At 48.3% G+C, this 23,411-nt stretch carries 21 protein-coding genes; 12 read left to right on the top strand and 9 right to left on the bottom strand.

Annotation, left to right across the window (positions count from 1 at the left end):
* Nucleotides 1-285 precede the first annotated feature (285 nt).
* Both cdaS and V6669_RS01995 read right to left on the bottom strand, forming a co-directional pair.
* Entirely contained in the window at nt 286-915 is a 630-nt protein-coding gene (gene cdaS, locus V6669_RS02000; protein WP_338590224.1) for a sporulation-specific diadenylate cyclase CdaS, read from the bottom strand.
* Nucleotides 916-1,121: 206 nt separating this feature from the next.
* Nucleotides 1,122-2,636 (bottom strand): DUF6359 domain-containing protein, encoded by a 1,515-nt coding sequence (locus V6669_RS01995; protein ID WP_338594813.1) that lies wholly within the window; start codon nt 2,634-2,636, stop codon nt 1,122-1,124.
* A gap of 224 nt (nt 2,637-2,860) precedes the next feature.
* Here V6669_RS01995 and V6669_RS01990 point away from each other — a divergent pair, with 224 nt between their 5' ends.
* From V6669_RS01990 to V6669_RS01980, 3 genes are all read left to right on the top strand, one after another.
* Nucleotides 2,861-3,154 carry a hypothetical protein gene (locus tag V6669_RS01990; protein ID WP_338590222.1) on the top strand — a complete coding sequence of 98 codons (294 nt, stop codon included), beginning with the start codon at nt 2,861-2,863 and terminating at the stop codon, nt 3,152-3,154.
* Between the two features lie 153 nt (nt 3,155-3,307).
* The gene (locus tag V6669_RS01985; RefSeq protein WP_017691064.1) at nt 3,308-3,463 is read left to right on the top strand and encodes a hypothetical protein; all 156 of its coding nucleotides are present in this window, start codon (nt 3,308-3,310) and stop codon (nt 3,461-3,463) included.
* Between the two features lie 124 nt (nt 3,464-3,587).
* Nucleotides 3,588-4,142, top strand: coding sequence for a GNAT family protein (locus V6669_RS01980; protein WP_338590220.1), 555 nt, complete (start codon nt 3,588-3,590; stop codon nt 4,140-4,142).
* An 89-nt stretch (nt 4,143-4,231) separates the two neighbouring features.
* Here V6669_RS01980 and V6669_RS01975 read toward each other — a convergent pair whose 3' ends face one another.
* On the bottom strand, nt 4,232-5,008 hold the full coding sequence (locus V6669_RS01975) for a Crp/Fnr family transcriptional regulator (protein WP_240768291.1): 777 nt from the start codon (nt 5,006-5,008) through the stop codon (nt 4,232-4,234).
* Between the two features lie 378 nt (nt 5,009-5,386).
* Between V6669_RS01975 and V6669_RS01970 the strand changes: the two genes are divergently transcribed.
* The 8 genes from V6669_RS01970 to V6669_RS01935 all read left to right on the top strand — a co-directional run bounded on the left by V6669_RS01970 (nt 5,387) and on the right by V6669_RS01935 (nt 12,551).
* Nucleotides 5,387-5,818, top strand: a complete 432-nt coding sequence (locus tag V6669_RS01970) for a GAF domain-containing protein (protein ID WP_338590216.1) — start codon at nt 5,387-5,389, stop codon at nt 5,816-5,818.
* A 215-nt stretch (nt 5,819-6,033) separates the two neighbouring features.
* The gene (locus V6669_RS01965) at nt 6,034-7,644 is read left to right on the top strand and encodes an AraC family transcriptional regulator (protein WP_338590214.1); all 1,611 of its coding nucleotides are present in this window, start codon (nt 6,034-6,036) and stop codon (nt 7,642-7,644) included.
* A gap of 117 nt (nt 7,645-7,761) precedes the next feature.
* Nucleotides 7,762-8,760, top strand: coding sequence for an ABC transporter substrate-binding protein (locus V6669_RS01960; RefSeq protein ID WP_338590212.1), 999 nt, complete (start codon nt 7,762-7,764; stop codon nt 8,758-8,760).
* A 122-nt stretch (nt 8,761-8,882) separates the two neighbouring features.
* Nucleotides 8,883-9,533 (top strand): response regulator transcription factor, encoded by a 651-nt coding sequence (locus V6669_RS01955; protein WP_017691068.1) that lies wholly within the window; start codon nt 8,883-8,885, stop codon nt 9,531-9,533.
* A complete protein-coding gene (locus tag V6669_RS01950; protein WP_338590209.1) occupies nt 9,526-10,641 on the top strand; it encodes a PAS domain-containing protein in 1,116 nt (371 codons plus the stop codon). Before V6669_RS01955 ends, V6669_RS01950 begins: the two co-directional genes overlap by 8 nt.
* A gap of 267 nt (nt 10,642-10,908) precedes the next feature.
* Nucleotides 10,909-11,403, top strand: coding sequence for an Lrp/AsnC family transcriptional regulator (locus tag V6669_RS01945; RefSeq protein WP_062837151.1), 495 nt, complete (start codon nt 10,909-10,911; stop codon nt 11,401-11,403).
* A 12-nt stretch (nt 11,404-11,415) separates the two neighbouring features.
* Complete coding sequence (locus V6669_RS01940) at nt 11,416-12,003, top strand: chromate transporter (protein WP_338590204.1); 588 nt, start codon at nt 11,416-11,418, stop codon at nt 12,001-12,003.
* A 2-nt stretch (nt 12,004-12,005) separates the two neighbouring features.
* Nucleotides 12,006-12,551 carry a chromate transporter gene (locus V6669_RS01935; protein ID WP_145152194.1) on the top strand — a complete coding sequence of 182 codons (546 nt, stop codon included), beginning with the start codon at nt 12,006-12,008 and terminating at the stop codon, nt 12,549-12,551.
* 158 nt (nt 12,552-12,709) lie between these two features.
* Here the strand turns inward: V6669_RS01935 and V6669_RS01930 are convergent, their stop codons facing one another.
* Entirely contained in the window at nt 12,710-15,085 is a 2,376-nt protein-coding gene (locus V6669_RS01930) for an Ig-like domain-containing protein (RefSeq protein ID WP_338590199.1), read from the bottom strand.
* 208 nt (nt 15,086-15,293) lie between these two features.
* Between V6669_RS01930 and V6669_RS01925 the strand changes: the two genes are divergently transcribed.
* On the top strand, nt 15,294-15,899 hold the full coding sequence (locus V6669_RS01925; protein ID WP_036616541.1) for a class I SAM-dependent methyltransferase: 606 nt from the start codon (nt 15,294-15,296) through the stop codon (nt 15,897-15,899).
* Nucleotides 15,900-16,199: 300 nt separating this feature from the next.
* Here the strand turns inward: V6669_RS01925 and V6669_RS01920 are convergent, their stop codons facing one another.
* The 5 genes from V6669_RS01920 to V6669_RS01900 form a co-directional block, all read right to left on the bottom strand.
* Complete coding sequence (locus V6669_RS01920) at nt 16,200-17,336, bottom strand: glycoside hydrolase family 88 protein (RefSeq protein ID WP_338590196.1); 1,137 nt, start codon at nt 17,334-17,336, stop codon at nt 16,200-16,202.
* A gap of 73 nt (nt 17,337-17,409) precedes the next feature.
* Nucleotides 17,410-19,362, bottom strand: coding sequence for a glycosyl hydrolase (locus tag V6669_RS01915; protein ID WP_338590194.1), 1,953 nt, complete (start codon nt 19,360-19,362; stop codon nt 17,410-17,412).
* Nucleotides 19,355-21,286 (bottom strand): heparinase II/III family protein, encoded by a 1,932-nt coding sequence (locus tag V6669_RS01910; protein WP_338590192.1) that lies wholly within the window; start codon nt 21,284-21,286, stop codon nt 19,355-19,357. The genes V6669_RS01915 and V6669_RS01910 overlap by 8 nt, the downstream gene beginning before the upstream one ends.
* A 364-nt stretch (nt 21,287-21,650) precedes the next feature.
* Complete coding sequence (locus tag V6669_RS01905; protein WP_338590190.1) at nt 21,651-22,307, bottom strand: SGNH/GDSL hydrolase family protein; 657 nt, start codon at nt 22,305-22,307, stop codon at nt 21,651-21,653.
* 300 nt (nt 22,308-22,607) lie between these two features.
* On the bottom strand, nt 22,608-23,405 hold the full coding sequence (locus tag V6669_RS01900) for an NAD(P)-dependent oxidoreductase (RefSeq protein ID WP_338594811.1): 798 nt from the start codon (nt 23,403-23,405) through the stop codon (nt 22,608-22,610).
* Nucleotides 23,406-23,411 lie beyond the last annotated feature (6 nt).

The following is a 23,411-nucleotide window of genomic DNA, read 5'->3' as shown; positions in this document are numbered from 1 at the left end:
GCTAACCGTCTCCTCCAACCATTTTTGCGATCCAATCGCATTGTTCTCTATTCATTGACCATCCTCTATTGTACCCATGAATACCCAGTTTGTGCAAAATCACATCGCAATGTCAGAGAAGCATCGAACGATGCTTCTCGTATGGGGGGAGCAAAGCTGTCGAATTTCAGATTTTAATTTTATCGTCTATCAATAGAAAAACCTCTCTCCCTTACAGGAGAAAGGTACACTTCCTTCAACTGCATCAACTTAATAGCCCCAAGTAGGCTACTTGATCGTTCACATTTAAGGGAGCGTTTCAACCACATTAATTGGATGCAAATCCCCATCCACAGCAAATGAAGCCTGTCCTGTCTCCTCGGAGACAACCAGCACAACCGCATCCGTCAATTCACTGAGTCCCAGTGCTGCCCGATGACGAGTGCCTATTTTTCGTTCATGCACTTCCGCTTGCGACAACGGCAGCACATTGCCAGCGGATACGATCTGATTGCCACGAATCAGAACAGCCCCATCATGCAGAGGTGCACCGGGGATAAACAATGATTCCAGCAACGCATGTGTCACTCTTGCATCCACAGTCACGCCTGAGTGAATGATCGACTCCAACGGAATCTCCCGTTCAATCACAATCAACGCCCCATATCTCCGGTCAGATAGATGCTGTACGCTCGATGTTAATTCGGCAAACTTCTCGGTAAAGGGTGACAGATAACAATCCAGATAAAACGAAGAGGCGAGCACCTCAATCTGCTTAATTTCCGCTCGAATCTCTGCAAACTGCCCCAACAGACAGACACTGTCATTGTCAAAACGGGATAACGTCATGTTCATTCGATCCGCCACACGATGCAGATCTGCCTTGAGCTTCTGTCTCATCGAGGAACTGTCACAGTCTGCTTGGTGAGTCATCATTCGCCGCCTCCTCTGGTTGGGTTGGGCTTCACGCCGCATCATTAGTACCCATACCTTCCCCTCCGTAGCAGATATTTATGCAATGGCAGGGTGGTATGAGCTAATCATGTTCGTGAATGTCACTGATATAACAAGCAAAAAAAGAGCCTGTCCGCAAAACTCCACGGCCAGGCCCTATTCACATGTTGAGTTGATGTCTACTTCACTTATTGTGCTTTTCCGTATGAACCTGCTTTAAATGTAGTTGGGTCATACCATTTGTACCCTGCCGCGGGTGCAGCCCATGGCTCAAGTTGCGGCTCGGTTGATGCAGCTGGAGCTTCCATCGAAAGCAGGCTTGTTGCCGTATCCAATGTTAGTCCTGGCACTTGTGCCAGACTGGTGTAGCTCTCTTTGACCGCAAGCCATTTCACAGTATTCACAAGGAACGTTGCATCATCCACTTCTTTGAATCCATCATAGGTCTTCTTCGTAGCACCGGTCTCTTCACGCAAATATTTCGGAGTCGCGTCTTCTACAGGTGAAGAGTCACCGATAAATGCGGCTTTGCCCGCACCAACCTTTGCAATGGCAGCATAGGCTCCTTCAGCTCGTCCACCACCGTTATATACGCCCTGATCCACGGCATTACCCCACTTGGACACACCACTTGGTACATAGACCAAGCCTTTAGCCTTGTTAGGGTCTATAATCGCAATGGTCGATCCCGCATGCATCGCTACAGAATTAACACCAGCCGTAATGCCGAAGGATTGTGCAGGTGCAACGATATCCGATGCATTTACATCTCCAAGAGCATTGTAGCGGAAACGGACACCAAAGTTCGTCGCGAGCCAGTCTGAACTCGTCACACTCTGCATCGCTGGTGATTCGGCTTCAGCCGAAGACATGCCTTTGGCTGGATTCAGGAAGGCACCGCGGCGATAGCCGTTGAATACTTCAGAAGAATCCCAGCGGTTTTTGTTGCGGTCTGCATTGTAGTGGTCGGAGATGAAGAAAACACTTCCTCCGTTCTGTACGTACTGCACCAGCGCAGCCTGTTCTGTCGCTTTGAACGGTACGTTGGCTTCGCCAATGACAAAGACGTCGTAATCTTTCAATTTATTATAGGTGATGGCTTGCTCACCGAATGTATACGGGATGCTGCGTTCCAGCTGATCCACGGCAAAGCCTGCGTTTCGCAAACCATTGGCAAAATCCGAAAATGCCCCGTCAATAATCCAGTCGGCAGCACCTGCTGTCTGGGCGTGGGTATTATCGAACAATACTTTCTTACCGGTACCATCCGGCAGTGTTGTGCCCGGGTTCGGTTCTGGATCAGGATTGGTTGTTCCGGAGGAAAGCGCGATGGACGTTGGGTTTTTGACTCCTGCATAGCTGTTGTAAGCACCAAGGGTTCCGGTTACGATGATCTTTTTGCCTACAAGACTGGGGTTGGACGCCAATCCATATTGCGATCGGAAAGATGAGGGAATCTGCACATCCAATAATCTGGCGTTAGTTCGCTCTGACGCTGAATCGGCAATCAGAACATTAAAATCATTGGCATACGGAGATGTAAACTTGGCTGTAAGTGACCCGGTAGCATGTCCAACAATGATTCCTTCAACCGTCGCTGTTCCTCCACCGCTCTGGGCAGCGATGGCCTGAGATACCGTAAGTGGTGCTGCAGCTTGTACCGGACTCTGTGAACCCAGCCCCAGCAGTGCGGTTGCCATCATGATAAAGACCAGGAATGCCCCGATCCAGTGCTGCCATAACGCCTTTTTCATATTCCCTTTCTCCTCCTCATAATTACCTGATAATGGGTTATCCTCCTTTAATTTAATTGTTCATATGCTGAATTCCTCTTTCTTTTTGTAAAGTTTATGAAAAAGTTTAGAAGTTGAGTCTATTGGCCCATACTGATTATCATTAGAATTCCATTTACCGAAGGAGTAAAACGATGATGAAATTGGTATTTTTGATAATCTTGTTGATTGTTCCGCTGATTATGGCTTATGTTGCTCTTCGTTCCCGGATGGTTAGACGATTGTTTCATATTCTTGCGCTGCTCTGCTTCTATAGTGCGGCAACGGTCATCGCAGGTGATGTGTATGCGACGAATGCGCATATGACCACATTCACCACCGAGATTCACCATTTCCTGCTGAATGGCTGGTTCCTGTATCCGTCTGCATATCTCGGTGTATACATTCCCTATGTGCTGTGGATGAGCCTATTTTCAGAAAAAAGTTAAATTCGTTGCGGACTTGGGATTGCATTTTGCCAGCGTTCATTGCATAATGAATATATAAATGTGATAATGATTATCATTCTTGAACTTGTCTCTTTGTAACTTTCTACTGCATATGATTTTACGATTTTATAGATAAAGGGGAACGAACATCGAATGAATACAACTCTGCAAAAGGCTGATCTGCAGCTTGACGATTATTTGGATCTTCTGAACCTGGCAACCAATCTGGGTGATACGAGATGGCAAAAGGAAATTATCCGTAAGCTGGCTTATACTTATCCCGCAGTTCAATGTAAACAACCACAATAGCATGCCTTATACATCATAGATCTACATTACGGCTCATGACCGATTCATTCGTTGAATCTGTTATGGGCTATTTTTGTTGTACAATGTACAGTAAAGTTATTCAAACGTGAAGGAGTGAACAACGATGCAATTGGAGACTGAACGACTCATCATCAGGGATATTCTGGAGACAGACTGGGAGAGTATACATAACTACACATCCATGACAGAGGTTACTCAACACACGGCATGGGGACCAAATACCGAAGAGGATACTCGAGCATACGTGCAGTTTGTGTTGGACATGCAGCAAACACAACCACGAGCGGGCTTTGAACTGGCGATATGTTTGAAAAAGGAGGGCATACTGATCGGTGGTGTTGGCCTTCACATCGAAAACACGAACGCTGAGATCGGTTATGTGCTCAATCCCGTTTATCAGGGAAAAGGGTATGCTGCCGAATCAGCCCGAGCCATTCTTGGCTTTGGCTTCAATACACTTGGTGTACACCGAATTTATGCGAAATGCCGCCCGAACAACAAAGCTTCAGAGAACGTTATGCAAAAGATTGGTATGCAGCGTGAAGGTCTGATGCGAGAGCATTGGTTTTACAAAGGGGAATATCATGATTCGTGTCTATATTCGATTCTTGCAAAGGAATATGCACATGAACAATTTCACGGAAACTCAAAAAGCTGACTCCCATATATGGGACGCCAGCTTTTCTTTTCTTTTTCTCCGTAACGACCCCAATCGCCAATGGAGGTGAAGCCTCTGAACAAACTAATTTACAGTCGGCACAGCTCTACCGGACAGCTCGGGAATGTCGGACATCCACACATACAACGCAAGGCTGCCAGATCCCGAATCATCAGTTTGCCGTCCATCATATCCAGCGTACCTTGTTCTTTCCATGCCCCCAGCATCCGCGTTACGCTCTCCCGGGTAGCTCCAATCATCTCGGCAAGATCGGTATGGTTCAGCTTCATGTCCAGCACAATACCATCCGGTGTAACCCTGCCATACGAATTGCTGGCACGGATCAGTGTCGAAGCGAGGGCACCCGCCTTGCCATAGAGCAGCAAATCACGGAATCTCGACTGGGTAATCCGCTGCGACAGTGCCATCCATTGCAGGAATTTCAAGGCAAGGTCGCCATGTTTGCTGAGTATACTTTCCAGATCGCTAAGCGAGATAATGGCCAGTTCCCCTTTTTCCGCCATCTCTGCACTGTAGCTATGATTCAATCCGCCGATGCCTCCGAATTCACCGATGAGATCGCCGCTTTGTTGAATGGATAAAATAATTTCCTTGCCATCCTCCGTCGACTTGGTCATTTTCACTCGTCCCGAACGAATGTAGTACAGATATCCGGCTTCATCGCCTTCGAGAAAGAGACTATATCCCGACTTCACCCGTTTGGGTTGCATTTTTGCTTCAATCAGGTCCCATTGCTCAGATGTAACGAACGAAAGGATTCCGCCTGTTTCCCGTGTCATTTTGCCCGCCTCCGCTTGTTTCTGCTCTGCTCTTTGGGTTGTTCTTTCTACAAATACTGTACCCATAACCTTCGTCCCCCTCGGTGATTCCTTATGTATCCATCATACCGCGAAAGTAACGCGAGGGTTATCGGGGGATTACCTGATCCTTGACGAGAAACTCCCTGAATTTGCTGTGAGAAAAGTCACATTTCACCGATATGCCTCATCCTTCGCATTTCTTCAATCCCTTGGTGCACCTGACTCAGGAGTCCTCCACTGCCCAAGTTCAGTAAATTACGGAACGGAAATAGGGGTTTTCCCTGAATTACAATGTACGAGAAAGGGTCTACAATAGAACTAACATCCTAATACCCTTACTTGGAAGATGATCCTTGAACCAAGGTTACCGATATTAATTACACAGGAATGATCGATATAATCCGAAAAAGGAAGTGTCCTCTCATGCATGATGAACTGCCATCTGGCATTCAGGAGATGATCGACGGCCTGCGCCTGAACACATCCAGCGACTTCTGTGGACTTGCCTGTCTGAACGGGACGATGCTACGCTGGAAGTATACCTCCGGGGCTAGTAATGAACGGGTGAAGCGCATGGAAATGCGCCCCGGACAAGATCTGGTGGGCACAGCCCTTCGGACTGGACGCACAGCCCGATCTGATGCACAATCCACCGGGGAGCATACACCCGGTCGTTGCCCGTTAATGCTTGCTGAGCGGTTGGTAAGTGCCATAGCGGTACCTGTGTTCCAGGAAGGAAGCGTGCCTGGCGCCGTGCTGCTCGTTGGCAGCAGACTGCCTTGCACCTTCTCACCCGACATGGTCCGGCAGACGGAGCAAGTCGCTCTACATCTTCAGCCGTACGTATATGGATAACGACATCTGTCTTTAATATGGAAGAAGTCTTGTTATTTCCTTAGGGGAGTATCAAGGCTTTTTTTATTATAGTTATTCACAGCGGAGCAAGCCTTAGTCTGTTCACCTGTCTTCGCTCATCTGTATACATCGACGTCTCTTACACAGATTGATATAATCGAGTCCATACATCCATATGTTCATAGATAGTATATACAGCTAAGGAGGCCACAGATATGTTTGTACTGACAAATGCCAGTGTTATTCCATGGGAATCCACACAGCACAACAGTGCCATTTCCATAAAAACGCCTTCGTTGGTTACCTGCACGGCGACGGTGAACTATAGATATGGTAATGAACACGGTGTTCTACATAAAGGGCAGTTACTTTTTCTACATTCCCAGTGCTCCCTGGAGCTTATACATATCCCGCCTTCTGTCTTCACCTTGTATCATATCGGTTTTCAGGATTACGCATTAACGGAAGAGAGTCCTGACAAGCGTGTTTATCAGCTTACATCAATGAACTTGCCCTCACATGGTTCGAAGACCGGAGCAAGTCCACAGGTTCTGCGAATGCTCGCAATCATCCAGGAGCTTTCCGAAACGAGGACAGGAAGTGCCCAGACCGAAGAAGCCAGATCCCATTATCTGCTGAGTGAATTGCTCGAATTATTCAAGCTGGCGATTAAACCTTCTACAGAGATGGTAGACAGTATAATTCGTGAAGCACTTCGCTATATTAACCATCACTATGACAGCCATCTCACCCGTGAAGAACTCGCCAGATTAACCGGGTTTAATGCGAGTTACTTCTCGAGGTTCTTTCAAAAACAGGTTGGACGCAGCTTCCAGGCTCACTTGACCCGAGTTCGTATGGACAAGACGAAGCAATATCTGTTGTCTACGCAGGCCACCTTGAATGAAATTGCGCTGCTTGTGGGGTACTCCGATGGTTTATACTTAAGTCGAAAATTCAAACAGTTTACTGGGATTAGCCCAAGTGAATACCGACTACAGCCCCGCGCAAGACGAATTGCTACCGTACAGTACACAGGAGATCTGTTAGCCTTAGGCGTTAAACCCATTGCCGCCTCATTCCTACCCTGGGCGATGTCACCGCTGATCCAAGACGAGTTGCATGATGTGCTGGATTTGGATGAACATGGTGTGGAAGAAATCCTCCGAACTGAACCACCTGATCTGATCATTGCGCCAGATTATCTATACTATTTGCCCCATAAGCTCGAACAACTGGAACAGATTGCTCCGGTTATGGTCCTGCCATGGGACCAGTTAAATCGACTGGAGACCGTTCAACTCATCGGACGAATCATAGGTCGAGAGCAGGCTGCCGAAGACTGGATAGAGCATTACACCGCACTGGTCAGCAGTGAAGCTGAACGACTTGGTGCTGCAATCCAGCCTGATGAAACCGTTGGGTTATATGAACTCTGGGAAGATGGCACGATCTGTATCTGGAATGTAACCGCCAGAGCGGCATACAACGTATACTACGGACTTAATCTTACACCTGCCCCCAATATCCTGCGTGACGTTCTGGAATCCCACAATCATCAGTCTATCCAGGAAGATCAATTGACGGATTATGCGGCAAACCATATGTTTCTCGTGCTTCCCTCACATGAAGGCGGTCTGTATCATGATGCACAAGTCAAACTCAGGGAAAGACCATACTGGAACAAGATTATGAATAACGGAAATAGCCGGATATATCCGCTCAAGCTGGAACAATTCTGGTGTAATGATGCGCTGGCTCTGGAAAAGCAGCTTCAGCTTATGGTAGATATCCTGATTCGGGAGAATGGTGAAAAGAACAGGTAACCATTGTCCATGCTCAAGAGGTCACATTTTGAGATGGACGATACTTGTATCCAAAAGCTACGATACTAAGGAGGTTTTATTGAGAAAGATAATCATTATTGATTGGGGAGAAGCAGAATGACAGGGGTTAAATCAAAATGGTGGACTGGGCTTATGTTCCTGGTACTGGTGATTGGAATTATTGGCTGCTCAAGCCAAGCGGATGATACAAGAGAAAATAAAACTTCCTCATATGTTACTACAAAAGAACAAACGGCAGACAGCTCCGCAGAAACGCAGATCATATCCACCGTTAATGGAGACGTTGAAATACCCACGAACCCGCAGCGGATTGTGACGCAGGGTTACCTCGCTGATTTTCTCGCACTTGGCGTCAAGCCAGTAGGCGCACCGGATTATGAGCTGGAAAGCCCTTATGTGCTTGATCTGATTGAAGGCGTAGCAGACATTGGTCGTATCGACGGCGGTTCAGTCGAAAAAATTCTTTCGCTTGAGCCCGACCTGATCGTCACTGTAGGTGGGGATGAGAAGCTGAATGAGCAATATCGCAAAATCGCACCAACCCTCATCATCCCTTATGGTACATACGACAATGTGCATGAGGAAATCACTGCCTTTGGGGAAATCCTAAACAAACAAAAGGAAGCTGCAGACTGGTTATCCCAATTCGAAGTAAAAGTGAAGTCAGCCAAGGACTCCATTCAAGGGCTGGTCAAGGAAGGTACGACCTTTTCCAACTTCAGTCTCTTTGGTAAGGATTGGTACATCAACGGAGATGGTGTCAACCGCGGTGGACAAGCCATCTACCAACAGCTCGGACTGAAAGCACCAGACATTGTGCAAAAGGAACTGATTGATCAGGATAAAGATACTGTAACTGTATCCGAGGAGAAACTGGCGGATTATGCAGGTGATTATATTTTCCTCGATTTATCCAATGGAGGTTCGCTGGATGAAACATCACCCGTCTGGTCATCCCTGGACGCTGTGAAGAACAATCGAGTGTTTAAGCTGGATGGGGAACGGTTCTGGCCTTATGATCCTCTTGCCGTGGAGGCACAGGTCCAGGAGATTGCCAATATGATTCAGGAACGTTTCGGCCAAACAGAACATTAAGGTTCAATGTTTCTATCCCACAAGTTGAGAGAAAGAAGCTATTCGGAGATTAAAGCTCTGAATGGCTTCTTTTTTTGTTATGATATAGATAAGAACTAAGGAAGCGGACAGGGGGAAATCATGTGATTCAACTATTAGTTGTAGACGACCATGTTGTCGTGCGTTCCGGGCTGATCGCCTTACTTGAAGGAAAGAATGATATACATATCGTTGGAGATGCCGCAGATGGCGATGAAGCCATTGCCAAGGCACAAGAGTTGAAGCCAGATGTGGTCTTGATGGATTTCAGCATGCCACCAGGCAAAGACGGTCTGACCGCTACTGCTGAATTGAAGAAATTGATGCCAGATGTCTCCATTTTGATACTGACCATGCATGACGATGAAGAATATTTGTTCCGCGCCATCCATGCAGGAGCATCCGGATACATACTCAAAAGTGCGCCGCATGAAGAATTGCTTGCCGCGATTCGTTCCGTAGCAGAGGGTAGCGCCTATCTGTACCCCAGTGCGACCAAACGGCTGATGAGTGAATACCTGGACAAAGCCAAACAGGAAAACGCCGGACCGTATGACACGTTATCCGAGCGGGAGAAAGAGATTTTGTCCTGGATTGCCAAAGGTTACGCCAACAAGGAAATCGCCGAACATCTGATCATCAGTGTCAAAACGGTCGAATCCCACAAAAGCAATCTGATGGAGAAACTTGGCCTGCGTACACGACCGGAACTGGTGAAGTTCGCCATGAAAAAGGGGTTGCTGAACTTTGAGTAGTGCACGCAAGAACAGACTAAGTGGACTCGCAGACCAGCCCGTACGCCTCCTGCTGAACGAAATCGATAATCACATTACGGATAATGAATTTCGCAGCAGGTTGAAGGGTTCCCTGCATCAACTGAGTGATCTGAAGTTCGCTCTGGATGAGTCCTCCATTGTTGCCCTCACGGACCGCAAAGGGAAAATCCAATATGTTAATGATAAATTCTGTGAAATCTCGCAGTATGAGCGTGAGGAACTGATCGGTAAGGATCATCGAATCATTAATTCCGGATACCATGGCAAAAGTTTTATGAAAAACCTGTGGGACACGATATCCTCAGGTAAGGTATGGAACGGGGAAATTCGCAATCGTGCCAGAGATGGCAGTCATTATTGGGTCAACACCACCATCGTGCCTTTCCTTGATAACGACGGCGAGCCATATCAATACCTGGCTGTACGTAGTGAAGTCACCAAGCTGAAATCCGTTGAAGCCGAATTGCAGAAGATGATGTCCCAGGTCATGAATATTCAGGAAGAGGAACGACGCCGAATCTCGCGTGAACTGCATGACGGGATTGGACAGAGTCTCTTCTCTCTGGTGATTCAGATGGACCGACTGCTGGCAGACCAGCCTCAACCCGGGGTTGAAGCACTTCGTAAGCAGGTCACGGGTATTATGGAAGATGTACGTGGTATGGCATGGGAGCTGAGACCGTCCGTTCTGGATGACCTGGGTGTTGTTCCGGCGATTCGTACGTATATCGAGAATTACACCCGTCACTACGGGATCGAAGTTGATCTGGAATGTAATTTGCGCAAACGACTGGAGATGAACCGGGAGATAGCCATCTACCGAATTATTCAGGAAGCCTTAACGAATGTCGCGAAGTATGCCGATGTTGCCGAGGCACGTGTTACTATAGAAGACGCTGAGGACATGACGATGGTTATTATTGAAGACCAGGGTGCCGGATTCAGCGAAGCGACTGCTGGCAATGGCGTTGGATTGTTCAGTATGGAAGAGCGTGCCCGTGGTGCAGGAGGAACGTTGAGAGTTTCTTCCGAGCCTGGCGAAGGCACGACAGTTACCCTTTTACTGCCCAAGACAGCCCAAGTATAACCGGACATGCTTCGTATCGTGCTCTTCGCTTCACTTCAGCTACCTATTAACCGGCTGCTCGCTATTGGACTGTGCGAGTGGTCTTTTTTATTTCCGATTGGTCAAAATGACAAAATGAAGGCTCAAAATCGGTTAAATTCAATAATCAAGATAAATAGATTGACTCCAGTTACGATTCGTCATTAAACTATGAATGCCACATACACATTGTATGTTTAGTAAAATTTCATTGTTCATTTCATATAGCGAGAGAAAAGGATGGTCAACATGTCAGAGAAACGCTCCTCCAAAGGAGGAGAAATTCCACAAATGTACAATCTCGACGAGATGGATCGCAAAATCATCGCCGCGCTTCACAAGAACAGCCGGATATCCTACACGGACCTGGGTACACAGATTGGGTTGTCGCGTGTAGCTGTTCAGGCGCGCATTAATGCGTTATCCGAAAAAGGAATCATCGAACGTTTCACCGTGGTGATCAACCCTGGCAAGGTTGGGCTTCAGGTCTCCGCCTTTTTTAATGTCGATGTTGAACCGCCCTTCCTGGATGAAGTCGCTGAGAAACTGGACGAAGAGCCAGCCGTCACCAGCCTTTATCATATGACAGGTCCGAGTACTCTGCACATGCACGGTATTTTTGCGGATATGGAAGAGATGGAGCAGTTCTTGCTGGAGAAGCTCTATAAGATGCCAGGTATCGTCAAAGTGGAATCACAGCTATTGTTGAAACGTTATAAAAGCCGGATGGGCATGAGACTCTAGGAGGAAATCAGCATGGGTTGGAAAGATTACAACGGTCTCGTCATCGGAATGGTACGAACCGGAATTCTCGGATATGGCGGTGGCCCTTCGGTGATCCCATTAATCCGTTACGAAGCCGTTACGCGCTACAAATGGGTCAGTGATGAGGAGTTCGGCGAGATTTTGGCTATCGCCAACGCCCTGCCGGGTCCCATCGCAACCAAGATGGCCGCATATCTCGGTTATAAAATCAAAGGTGTGCTGGGCGCGATTGTGTCCGTACTCGCTCATATTTTACCGACAAGCATTGCCATTATTGCTCTGCTCGGTTCCATGTACGCGCTGCGCGAGTCAAAAGTGGTAGCAGGCATGGTAGCCGCCGTGCGGCCGGTCATTTTTGTCATGCTGGGCATGATGGCTTATGAATTTGCCATGAAAGCCTGGAAGGGACTCGGTAAAGTTTTTGCCGCCTTATTCGGCGTGATTGCCTTTGTATTGTTGCAGCTTCTGGATATCCATCCGGGGATTGTGATCGCTGTTTTCCTTGGATATGGTGTCTTCCATCTGGAGCTAGTCCAGCGCTTCAAATCCAAAGGCAAGTCCGATAAGGGGGTGTCCTAAGGATGCTCCAGACATGGTGGGAATTATTTTGGGGATTTTTTGTAGCCAACATCTTGGGATATGGGGGTGGTCCAGCTTCCATTCCGCTTATGCAGGAAGAGATTGTGAACCATTACCAATGGATGACCACAGAGCAATTCGGGGATGTACTGGCGATTGGTAATGCCCTTCCCGGCCCAATTGCAACCAAAATCGCTGCATTTGTCGGGTATCACGTGGCAGGCTGGTTTGGGGCATTTATCGCAAGTTTTGCCACGATCGTACCTTCCGCAACGGCATTAATTTTATTACTTCGTCTGTTGAACAAACATCGCACGTCACCAAAAGTCAAAGGTATGACCCTACTCGTGCAGCCGGTTATCGCTGTACTCATGATTCTGCTCACATGGGAATTCGGCCAGCTATCCACCGATTCCATCGGCATCTGGCAGACGTTGATCATTGCAGGCATCTCGCTCTGGGTCATGACCAAGACCAAGCTGCATCCAGCCATTCTAATCGTGATCGCTTTTGCCTATGGTGCGCTGGTACTGTCTCACACGATGTAGTTATAGAACATACAGGGAACGATCCCTGAATAAGACGTTTCAGATTCGTTAGCGCTTGAAGACACGTTCTAGTTTATAGACCAAAAACGGTGATACCAGCTATTAGCTGGCATCACCGTTTTTATTTGTGTGTTTCACGCTCACATTTGGAAAAGCAATTACTTCGCTTCAACCACTACCGTGACTTTGGTTTTCATACCTGCAAATGTCACCGTAATCGTTGCTTTACCTTTGCCGTTCGCCTGAATAACTCCATCTTTCACCGATGCTGTTGCAATACGGGAAGATTTCCAGAGAGCCGGTTTGGATACATTGGCTTCACTGCCATCGGCATACGTTGCAGTTGCCGCCACAGTTACCTTTTCACCAGGTTTCATGGTCAACGTTACTTTATCCGTCTGCAAATATTTCAGTGTATCCACATCTACAGCGATCGTGACAGACTTGCTGCCGTATTTGGCCGTGATTTTGGCTTTACCTGAACCTGTAGCTTTGACTTTACCTTTGGTCACTTGAGCTACTTTGTAACTGTTCGTTTTCCACTCAGCTTTGTCCGTAACATCACGCTCGCTACCATCGCTCAAGATAGCAGTTACTGTCAGATCAGCTGTATCGCCTGATTTCAGGGACAGAGCCGGCTCGGAAGCTTCAATACGTGAGATGACATCCACTTCAACTTGGATCGTCACTTTTTTGGAGCCGTATTCTGCTGTGATGTTGGCTTTACCACTGCTGTTACCTGTGATCACGCCTTTTTTCACATCCGCTACACGTGCATTGCTGGATTTCCAGGTTGCTTCGGATGTAACATCCAGCGTGTTGCCGTCCTCATCCGTACCTGTTAGAAGGATCGTCTGAGTTTCTTTGGCAGACAGAACAACGAAGTTCACATCTGCTTCCAGTCCACTAGCCATACCTACTTCAACAGGCAGAGTCAGCGTTTTGCCTTCAATTTTCGCAGTAATGGTTACCTTACCTGTGGCAACACCTGTGATAACCCCTTTGCTATCTACCTCAGCGATTTTGTCGCTGCTGCTGCTCCAGGTTGCATCTTCAGATACATCTTTGGATGTTTCACCATACAACGCCAGTACTTTGGCAGAAGTCGTTCCACCAACAGCTACGGATGCTTTTTTCTTATCCATTTCATACTTGTCCGGAACGTCAACATTTACTGTAAACTTAGCTGTTTTACCGCCATAAGTTACAGAGATCGTAGCCGTACCGGATTTGTATGCGATCAGATCGCCGTTGGATACATATACAACGTCTGCATTGCTTGAAGTCCACGTTGCTTTGGAAGTTACAATTTCTGTGCTTCCATCAATATACTCTGCATTGGCTACCAATGTCTTGGACTTGTTATCACCCGTAACACTCATGGCGAGTTTGTCATTTACATCTTTGATATCCAAATATCTTGCCGTATCTACATCCACAGCAATTTCTACAGTTTTGCCACTATAGGTTGCTTTGATCGTTGTTGAACCTGCACTAATGGCTGTGATCTGTCCCTTGAACACCGTTGCAACCTTCTCGTTGCTGGATGTCCATGTTGCCTGATCCGTTACATTCACATCGCTGCTGTTTGGATAAGAAGCCGTTACAACGACATTAGCCGTTTTGGTTGTCTCACTCAAACGGAAGAAAATACTTTGTTTCTCCACACTCAGCTTGCTGGTCAGATCTACATCCACGTCAACGGAAACGGATTTCGTACCGTATTTGGCTGTGATCTTGGCAGAACCTGCCGAGTATCCTGTAATTTCGCCTTTGAGAACGTCTGCGACCTTCTCATTGCTGGATGTCCACTCCGCCAGATCCGTTACATCTTTGGTTGTGCCATCTGGATACGTAGCCGTCACTTTCACACTTTCACTTTTGTTCAACAACAGGTTAACCTGCTGTTTATCTACATCTACACGTTTAACCACTTCAACGTTAACATCCACCGTCACGCTCTGGCTGCCAACTTTCGCAGTAATAACTGCCGTACCCGCGCTTTGTCCAGTTACTTTACCATTCACCACGGTAGCAACCTTCTCATCACTGGTAGACCATTCTGCGGTACTTGCTGCTGCATTATTTGTTTCATTATCACTATACGTTGCTGTCAAAATAATTTCTTTTGTATCTCCCGTGCGCAAATCCAGACTTTGCACGTTTTTCGAAAGGGCTTTGACTTTCTTCGTCACTTTCACTTGAACGGTCTGACTCTGACCCTGGTAAGCTGCGGTAATCGTCGCTGTACCTTCTTTTTTGGCTGTAATTGCGCCATTATATACAGTTGCTATCGAAGCATCGCTGGTACTCCAGGATGAACTGATCGTTACGTTTGCCGACGTATTATCAGAATATACACCTGTCACCGTAACGGAACTGGAATCACCAACTTCGAGCGACATCTCATTCTTGGAAACCACAATTTTGGACAGTTCTTTATCTGCCGCAGCGGCCAAGCCTACGTTGGAAATACTCAGCATCAACACCAGCATCATCACCATGTACTTGGTCAATCTTGGCTTTAACATCATTTCCCCCCGATTATCATCATTTTTTTCCTTATGTTTTATGTCGGCAAGTCCTTTCCAGATGTTTAGACTTTCAGGAAATTTTCAGGGAATTCTATGGAAATTAATTTATCTTCTATTCCTGTTTCAACTGATCATACCTGCGTATATTACGCATACCTATGTATATTGACTGTCTTGAACTTCTTTTAACAGGATTGGAGGAAACATAATGCATCAGCCTTTTGATTACATCGGGTATTGGGAGGAAACATATCGTTCGGGTGAAACTTCTGGGAGGGGTTCATACGGCGTTTTGGCTGAATTTAAGGCCGAGGTCGTGAATGGACTGATTCAACGTGAAGGTATTCATCGTGTCATTGAGTTTGGGTGTGGGGATGGCAACCAGTTGCAATACATGAATTATGAGGACTACCTGGGCGTGGATGTAGCGGCTTCTTCAGTAAAGCGTTGTGCTTCCCAATTTGCCAAGGATTCGTCCAAGAGCTTCATGCTGTATACACCAGGCCTATGGATTAACCGAGGTTTCCTGCAAGCCGATCTGACGGTCTGTCTGGATGTGTTATATCACATCACGGATGAAACAGATTTTCGCAATACCCTCTATGATATTCTGCACTCCTCAACAGCATGGGTGGTGCTTTACACCCGTTTGAAAGAAAACGGCAACCCGGGGATTGATACAATCCAGGACCGTAATCTGTTCGAATATCTCTTCGACTACCCTGATTTCAAAGTTCATGAGATTATTCCGCAGCGTTATCCAGATCAATCTTCTGCCGACTTTGTCATCCTGAGACGTACGCCTTCGAAGTGAAAATCGATTCTTTCAGTAGGGCCATCCGCCTGTCCGCTCACCTTGATTTTCTATTCAAAGCTCAAACTTAGGTATACTCCGTCTCCAATAGAAGGGATATCGTTCCTAATCCTAGAGACAACCGCACGCGGACAGGTGATGATGGTTTGCTAATGATGCTACTGACAATTACATACTGAATATATAACTGGTTAACTGGTTGAATCTAATGAAATAACTCGAAGGCTTATAACACGAACACAACCCTACTGATCCGTTCTCACCTTCAGTTCCTCTTGTTCATAGCACTCAAATCTTTTTTTAAAATAACCCCGCATATCCACGCAGCTTCGCCAGCGCTTCCATATAGAAATAATCGCCGTATATAATCGGCACATTCAGCCCTCGCCCTTCCGGGTAATGCACCGTTCCCTGCATGATCAGACCTTCTTCCGCTGCCGAGTCGCCAGAGCTATAGTGCTCATGCAAGCCGCGGACGATACGCTCTCCCGCGGCGGCATAGGTTTCCCCGCGTGGCGACAGCTTCGCCAGCTCGAGCAACCCGCTCGCGGCAATCGCCGAAGCGGACGAGTCCCACGCCACCTGATGCTCCGCAGGTGCGCGGAAATCCCACACCGGCACGATCTCTTCGCCAAGCATGGCGAGGAAGAAATCGGCCGCACGCTCCGCTGTCTCCAGATATCGGGCTTCGCCCGTATACCGGAAAGACAGCGCAAACCCATGCAACGCCCAGGCGGTCCCCCGCGCCCAGGCGGAACCTGGAGCATGGCCCTGTCCGCCATGCTCTCGCAACTTCTGCCCCGTGTGTGGATCAAACTCCACCACGTGGCAGATGGACCCGTCAGCGCGGATGAATTCGCGCGCCACGGTGTCCGCATGTGCTTCCGCCAGCCAGCGGAAGCGAGGGTCGCCGCTCTGCTCAGATGCCCAGTAGAGCAGCGGCAGGTTCATCATGCTGTCAATGATGGCTACGCCGCGCGTATCCATTGCTGACGAGCTGAAGTTCCAGGCGCGGATGAACTCACCGCGCACGTGGAACCGGGCAGCGAGCAGGTTGGCGGCAAGCATTCCACGCCGCCGTCCATCCATGCTGCCCGTCTGGCGGTAGTTGGCTACGCCACTAAGCAGCCAGATGAACCCCAGATCGTGATCCACCGATTCGGGATCACGCAGACAACCTTCCAGTTGCCGCTCACAGCTTTCGGCAATGCGATGTAGTGGAGCCGCCGCTTCACTTTCCGGCGTATCCCCATAGACCAGCCATAACAATCCAGGCCAGAAACCTGCTGTCCACCATTCCGGATCATTTCGATCATACATCCCCTGAGGGGCAATGTGTGGAAATGTATCCTTGATCCGCTTTGCGTTCCGAATCGTTTTGGCAGCACCCTGTTGCCACGCTTCCTCGAGCCATTTTACCGATGTTGATGTGTTCATGAACATATCCCTCCTCGATTCAATACCAGACATCTATGCTTGATGCTCCAGCTCATCCTCAACCTGAACACCTTCAGTTAAACTCGCCCAATCGGATCGAAAATGTCAGACTACGTGCTCCGTTCACTTCAATCCATGCTTCCTTCAGCAACCCATTACGTGAAGCCACGGCCTGCTCCTCCAGATGTATAATGGCTCCCTGATCCAGCGCTGTGGATTCTACATATGCCCCGCGATACTCCGTTCGCACACTATAATCCGTGTGGGTAATCACCGCCTGTTCACGACCATCATGGAACATCAACGGAATGAGTGCACCTGCCGCCGCGATCTCACCTTCGAATTCATACGTTATGGTCAGCAAGTCTGCCTGTTGCACATAATGAGTACGCAATGTTTCAATTCCGGGTAATGGACCAACCCATGTCACGGCAAAAGAATTTTCCGAGGCGTTTACCACATCTTCCGCCGCTCTTTCCGCCAGATACTGCTCCACTTGATTCCGGGTATCATGGTCCGCCTTCTCATACACAATGGAACCTCCTCCCTGTGCAGGGTCCAATCCAACGTCACGATCATATGCACCACCGGATGGAATCCCCTCTGCAAGACTGTGCCATACCCCATCTGGTGTCTTCCAGGCAGGACAGTAGCTGAGCGGACGGACCTCCCCTTCGGCAAATTCCGTAAACCCGGCCTGCACATGGCTGGCAGCGGACGGACCAATCAGACCAGGTAACCCCATCTGCTGAATCCGTACCAAACCAGGGATCGTATACGGATCATTCATCGCCGTGTGTAATACCAGTTGCTGACCAGGTATGGAAGCAATCACAGTTTCAAACCACCCATCGGTCTGCAAAACCCGGCTGCCCACCTCGGAAGGAAGATACACTTCGCCCACATCGTCTCCCGGATCACTGAGACAAGCGTGAGCCAGCGCTGCTGCCGTCCACAGGTTGTAACAGGTGTGGTTGGTATAGATTTCATACCCGTGCCGATCTTCTGGCGAGTATTCATTGCGCACGATTTTCAAACGTCCATCATCCATCTTCCAGCGCTCAACAGCAGCAAAACACCGATTGGCCGCACGTGCAAAAGCACCCGCCATCACCGGATCTCCCGCCTCCAGAGCCTGCGTTGCATGTGTGGAGCATACATAAGCTGCGGCTGCTTCATTCCACTGGTGCTGGGAGCTGCGACCACGCGGCGGAATCTCACCTAGCGGCGAGAGCGTCAGTAGCGAGCTGAAGGCACCATGGCGCAGCTGCTCATGCAACCTGTCGGCAGTGGCACCTTCGTAACCAGCTTCAAGCATCACCCCAAGGTGATAACGGGTAGCAATATCATAGGAAAATGGACAATTCGGGCGGTCCAGCGGTCCATCCTGATACAATCCGAGTGCTGTAAATCGGGGCACATGATAGGCTTCCAGATAACGATCCATCCACGCTGTATCCTCACTCGCCAGCTGTTCACGCCACCGTAGATACTCGCCAGAGATCATAATGGCGTTCCAGTTAATCATGCGATTGGGATTATTCATCTTGCTCATCGTAAATACATAATCTTGTTCTGGATCAATCGTCTTGAGTGCCTCAGCCCAGATCTGTGCTTGTTCAGGCAGATGTGACTTCAACAACATATAAGCTCTCATCATGAGCACCGGAAAAAAATCAGGGTGATTGTCAGGTGCACTACCATTGACTACGGCATCAATGCTCTGTGATAGCGCTGCCGCTGCGGAATCCAGCAGATCTGTACGCCCCGCATCAACCAGAACTGCCGCAGCCATCGCATAGGCCGGTGTAGAATAATATCTCTCCACACCCGAGAACGGGTCGATAATTGCACCCTGGCTGTCCTGATATGGTGTGTAAGCGCGAACAACACTTTCAACAAGTGCCAACTTGCGCTCCCTATTCCAGCCGTCTGCCGGAGGAGGGCCCTCTTGTTCTGCCAATGTACGGTAATGTTCGAGTTCGTCTTTCCATGGATACGTGGACGCAGATGTATATTTAATCACGCATGCTCACCTCGGTTTCTCCCATTTTCGGATTAATGATGAAGCGTACCTCACATATCGTTTCAATCAGATCAGAACTTTCTATCCGAACATCCGTCTCATCGATCACACCTGTCCATGATAGTGACGTCCGATAGAATGTGACCGGAACATTATCATGATCAACTGTGTCTATTGCCTCCGTAAAGACCTGCCACTGGTTCGCATCATACATCATATGGACCGTTCCATGTATGCCTTGCCAGCGAAGATTACCGCTCTTCACCACCTCAGGTTTTACTCTGCTCATCCATCGCTCCACAACACTTGAACACTCTGCATGTGAAACTGAATCGTCCACTGAAGATGATCGTTTAGCCGAAGGCATAATCCTGCTCTTCCATTGAAAACGGTCAATCAGACGCAATTCCGCTCCATTCCCGCTACCGTCAGCAGCCATCTTCCAATGAAATTGGCGCGTATAACGAGCCAGTGAAGCAGCTCCAGAGTATGCGGTTGTTAGATCCATTGTTGCATTCAGCTCGCCGCCACCCTCTGCCAGCTTTGCCTCTAACACATGGGCTTGCGCTTGCCGGCCCGAGCTTTGCTCCTGGCCTTCAATGAGCGGAACGTTATGCCCGGATGATGAGATGTGGAACAACTGCTCTCTGCCTGGTGCAAAATACGCTTGGGTATACAACCCTGCTCCTGGATCACACAGAATATTCTCACCACCGCAATGGATAATGAACTGCCCCAGATCATTATGGTTGTGAGGTTCATCGTTATGCCCGCCTTTAATGGAAATAGCCACATGAAGGGGTGCGCCGTTCGCATGTTTTGTATCCGGAGAATCGAACGATCCCTTTGCAATCATCCAGCCCAGATTTTGAAAAATAAATCCTCGTTCAGCCTGCCCAGAGGCACCTTCATCACCGTATACTGCCGGATCGCTCCACATCACGTTCCGCAATAGATGAGCCCAGCGATGACATGGATCATCAGTAAGCAGTGGAATATGAAACGGAAGATCTATCTGCAACCCAACCCGGGACGCGAGCAGGGAAAGCAATCCAGAAGGGATCTCTTCCTGCTCGGCACTGTCCGAATAATTTACGAATGTTCCACCTGACAGATGAACTTGCAGTGGGAAGGCTGCGATAGCTGTTATTTTGGAACCCGTCAGTAGATCTAGTTCGCCCTCACTGTACTCACAAAGCATCTCGGCATAATAGGTGAAATAACCGAATCCATATACCCAATATCCAATGCCTTCTGCACAGCCGCCATCCTCGCCATATCCGCTCAAGAATGCGTTCATACAGCTGACCGTATGGGAGATCGATTCCTGTAGTGTGAACTCATCCTCGAGCAGCAACAACGCGGCCATGCCACAGCACCCACCACAGACGGCCGACCAATTGTGATCCGCTGTCTGCCAGTGGAACTTCTGCTGATCCCGGTAAAGCGGAGTGAAGATTCGCCGCTCTGCTTCGAACCGGATCCGTTCTATGACAAGGCGGTCCAGCCGCTCGGCATGAATGGTCACAATCTCGGCCAGCATATGTACCGTCTCTGCGGCGAACAGATCGATGTTTCCAGCCACTTGGTTGACCTCGCCCGTACCCAGATGTGCGGGCAAACACCACGTATACTCACCACACACGTCCCACAACATTTCTTCCAGCGCTTGCAGTGCATCCGGCCTAGCCGTGTCCAAGGCGAGCATCGCCACAGTAGCAAGTCTGCCTCTTCGATCGAAATAAGCCTGCTCATAGGCTTTCCGCTCCCCCGTATCGCCGAACTGTCGATATAGACGGAACGACAAGGAAGGCATCGGTTCTTTCAAGGCACGTTCAGCGTAAACCTTCACGTCTGTGTATAACGTAGCCAACTCAGGCCGGGATAACTTCTCTAAGAGTCTGTCGGCACTTAAGGATCTCAATGCTCTGCTCTCATTTCCACATTGGTTTATATTTTCATTTTCGACTTCGTGAATGGAATCTTCCACTGGATTCACCACTCTTTGTTAATGGATTGTCATATCAATATTATAATGTAATCGATTTCATTTTACCGGATATGATAGCACTTTTGAAGAATTATCCATTAGAACCCTTTCCACGACGTTACACCCTTCTCCTTCCCAACACCAAAAAACGAAGAACCTTCGTCAGGTCCTCCGTTGCATTCTGCCTGTCACTACAGGCTTTTTATGGCTATCTCATATTCTTAACTATCTTATATCCTCAACTAATCCTGTATACCTATAATGCTGTTGCCCATATTGTAACTGTCCGCTGTTGTTATTACACAATCGCAAGCGAAGAATTCTGTACAACAGACAACCATTGGCGTGCAATCAGCTCATGACCTGCTGCGGTTGGATGTACGCCATCCCATAACCAGTACGCTGCATCCGCCTGTTTCAGAGCGTCATTAAACGTCTGCTGTAATGGCACCCACACAGCGCCAAATTCTTCAGCAAGACCTCGGGCCAGTTTCTGATACTGACCGACATACTCTTCCCAGGCTTCCCATTTCTCCGCGGTCGCTCCGGTTCTCAGAATAAACGGCTCCATCAAAATCAGCCCCGTATCCGGCATCACTTCCCGAGTTTCTTCGAGCAAATGGCGATACGCCCGTCCGAAACGATCCGTTACCCCGCTAGGTTCACCATTCATCGTGCGCCATGCATCATTAACCCCAATCAGGATGCTGATCAGGTCCGGTTTCAGACTAATTGTATCCTCATTCCAGCGTGCGTACAGATCCGATGCCCGATCCCCGCTGATACCTCTGTTATAAAACGTCTTATCCTTGCCCGCGAGTTCCATACCCAGTTTGCTGGAGATCAGATACGCATATCCGTGTCCGAGAAAATGATTCGGATCATCATTGCGTGATCTTCCCCCATCTGTAATCGAGTCTCCCTGAAACAATATAACGGATGGACTAGTACTCATGATTGAAATCGTTCCTTCCTCTTGTGCAAAATGGAAACACTGAACACCTCAGTCTCCATTTTATCCCCTTCGGCTAAAATAGAAAATAGCGTTTTCATCACTATATAAGTTAACCTACATATCTACACCGCCACTTCGATGACAGAACAACCTTCCAATCGCTGTTATCCCCAGATTTTTTTGATTCCCTTTTCCGAAGGGAAAAATCCGAGGATAAAGGCGAACGCTTCGCTTTTTCAGGTTTTTTCTGCCCTCTCCGTTATCGTATAAATGATTAATTCATCTTATATAGATACCCATCTATGAATCCTTTGGTTCTTTCTCCACATGGCCTCCGCCCTGATAGGCTGTCTCATCCTGTTTGTCGGGTACGCCTCTAAGCTTTGCCTCTTCCCACAACTCGGCTGCATCATCCTGTGGGCGGTATCCAATCTTCTGCGCCAGATAGCCAATATCATAGTAATTGTCTGTATTCGCTGAAGTCCCGTACAGATTCAGATACTTCATATCCGAATCCGCTTCAATACAACACTCAGCGAGCTGGACCATGTCCCTTGGTGAGATCCAAATATGAGCCGAGCGCTCCGAGTGCGGGTATGTATCACCTGAGAAGTTTCCGATCCGAATGTTGAATGAGGACAGGTCATATTTGTCGACGTAATAACGTCCCAGCAGTTCGATATAACATTTGCTAAGTCCATAGAAGCTGTCCGGCCGGTATGGGTCATCCACTTCAATATCTTCACCTGTAGGATAGAAGCCTGTCGCATGGTTGGAACTTGCAAAGATCACCCGCTGAACACCGTTTAACCGTGCAGCTTCATACACATGGTAAGCTCCGGTTAGGTTGATCGGCAGAACTTTGCCCAGAAAATCTTCCTCATCCTTGGCCCATGCAATGTGCAGAACGGTGTGAACCCCCTGCATTAGTTCCTTCAGACGTTCCCCATCTGTCACATCCATGGCTACAATGCCAGCTTCCTCGTCTTCACGCAGATCAGCTGCAACGATGTCATACGCACCCTTGGCTCTCAGCCCCTCCAGCAGACTGCGACCAATGACTCCGGCAGCTCCCGTAATTAACAACTTGCGCCTCAGTTCACT

The sequence above is a fragment of the Paenibacillus sp. Y5S-9 genome (assembly GCF_036894235.1).
Lineage (GTDB): Bacteria > Bacillota > Bacilli > Paenibacillales > Paenibacillaceae > Paenibacillus.
This window is presented reverse-complemented; position numbering and strand designations above follow the sequence as displayed.

Bases quoted from the DNA above. Each gene is read 5' to 3' on its own strand.
- cdaS (WP_338590224.1), bottom strand. From the start codon at position 915: ATGATGACTCACCAAGCAGACTGTGACAGTTCCTCGATGAGACAGAAG.
- V6669_RS01995 (WP_338594813.1), bottom strand. From the start codon at position 2,636: ATGATGGCAACCGCACTGCTGGGGCTGGGTTCACAGAGTCCGGTACAA.
- V6669_RS01990 (WP_338590222.1), top strand. From the start codon at position 2,861: ATGATGAAATTGGTATTTTTGATAATCTTGTTGATTGTTCCGCTGATT.
- V6669_RS01985 (WP_017691064.1), top strand. From the start codon at position 3,308: ATGAATACAACTCTGCAAAAGGCTGATCTGCAGCTTGACGATTATTTG.
- V6669_RS01980 (WP_338590220.1), top strand. From the start codon at position 3,588: ATGCAATTGGAGACTGAACGACTCATCATCAGGGATATTCTGGAGACA.
- V6669_RS01975 (WP_240768291.1), bottom strand. From the start codon at position 5,008: ATGGGTACAGTATTTGTAGAAAGAACAACCCAAAGAGCAGAGCAGAAA.
- V6669_RS01970 (WP_338590216.1), top strand. From the start codon at position 5,387: ATGCATGATGAACTGCCATCTGGCATTCAGGAGATGATCGACGGCCTG.
- V6669_RS01965 (WP_338590214.1), top strand. From the start codon at position 6,034: ATGTTTGTACTGACAAATGCCAGTGTTATTCCATGGGAATCCACACAG.
- V6669_RS01960 (WP_338590212.1), top strand. From the start codon at position 7,762: ATGACAGGGGTTAAATCAAAATGGTGGACTGGGCTTATGTTCCTGGTA.
- V6669_RS01945 (WP_062837151.1), top strand. From the start codon at position 10,909: ATGTCAGAGAAACGCTCCTCCAAAGGAGGAGAAATTCCACAAATGTAC.
- V6669_RS01940 (WP_338590204.1), top strand. From the start codon at position 11,416: ATGGGTTGGAAAGATTACAACGGTCTCGTCATCGGAATGGTACGAACC.
- V6669_RS01935 (WP_145152194.1), top strand. From the start codon at position 12,006: ATGCTCCAGACATGGTGGGAATTATTTTGGGGATTTTTTGTAGCCAAC.
- V6669_RS01930 (WP_338590199.1), bottom strand. From the start codon at position 15,085: ATGATGTTAAAGCCAAGATTGACCAAGTACATGGTGATGATGCTGGTG.
- V6669_RS01925 (WP_036616541.1), top strand. From the start codon at position 15,294: ATGCATCAGCCTTTTGATTACATCGGGTATTGGGAGGAAACATATCGT.
- V6669_RS01920 (WP_338590196.1), bottom strand. From the start codon at position 17,336: ATGAACACATCAACATCGGTAAAATGGCTCGAGGAAGCGTGGCAACAG.
- V6669_RS01905 (WP_338590190.1), bottom strand. From the start codon at position 22,307: ATGAGTACTAGTCCATCCGTTATATTGTTTCAGGGAGACTCGATTACA.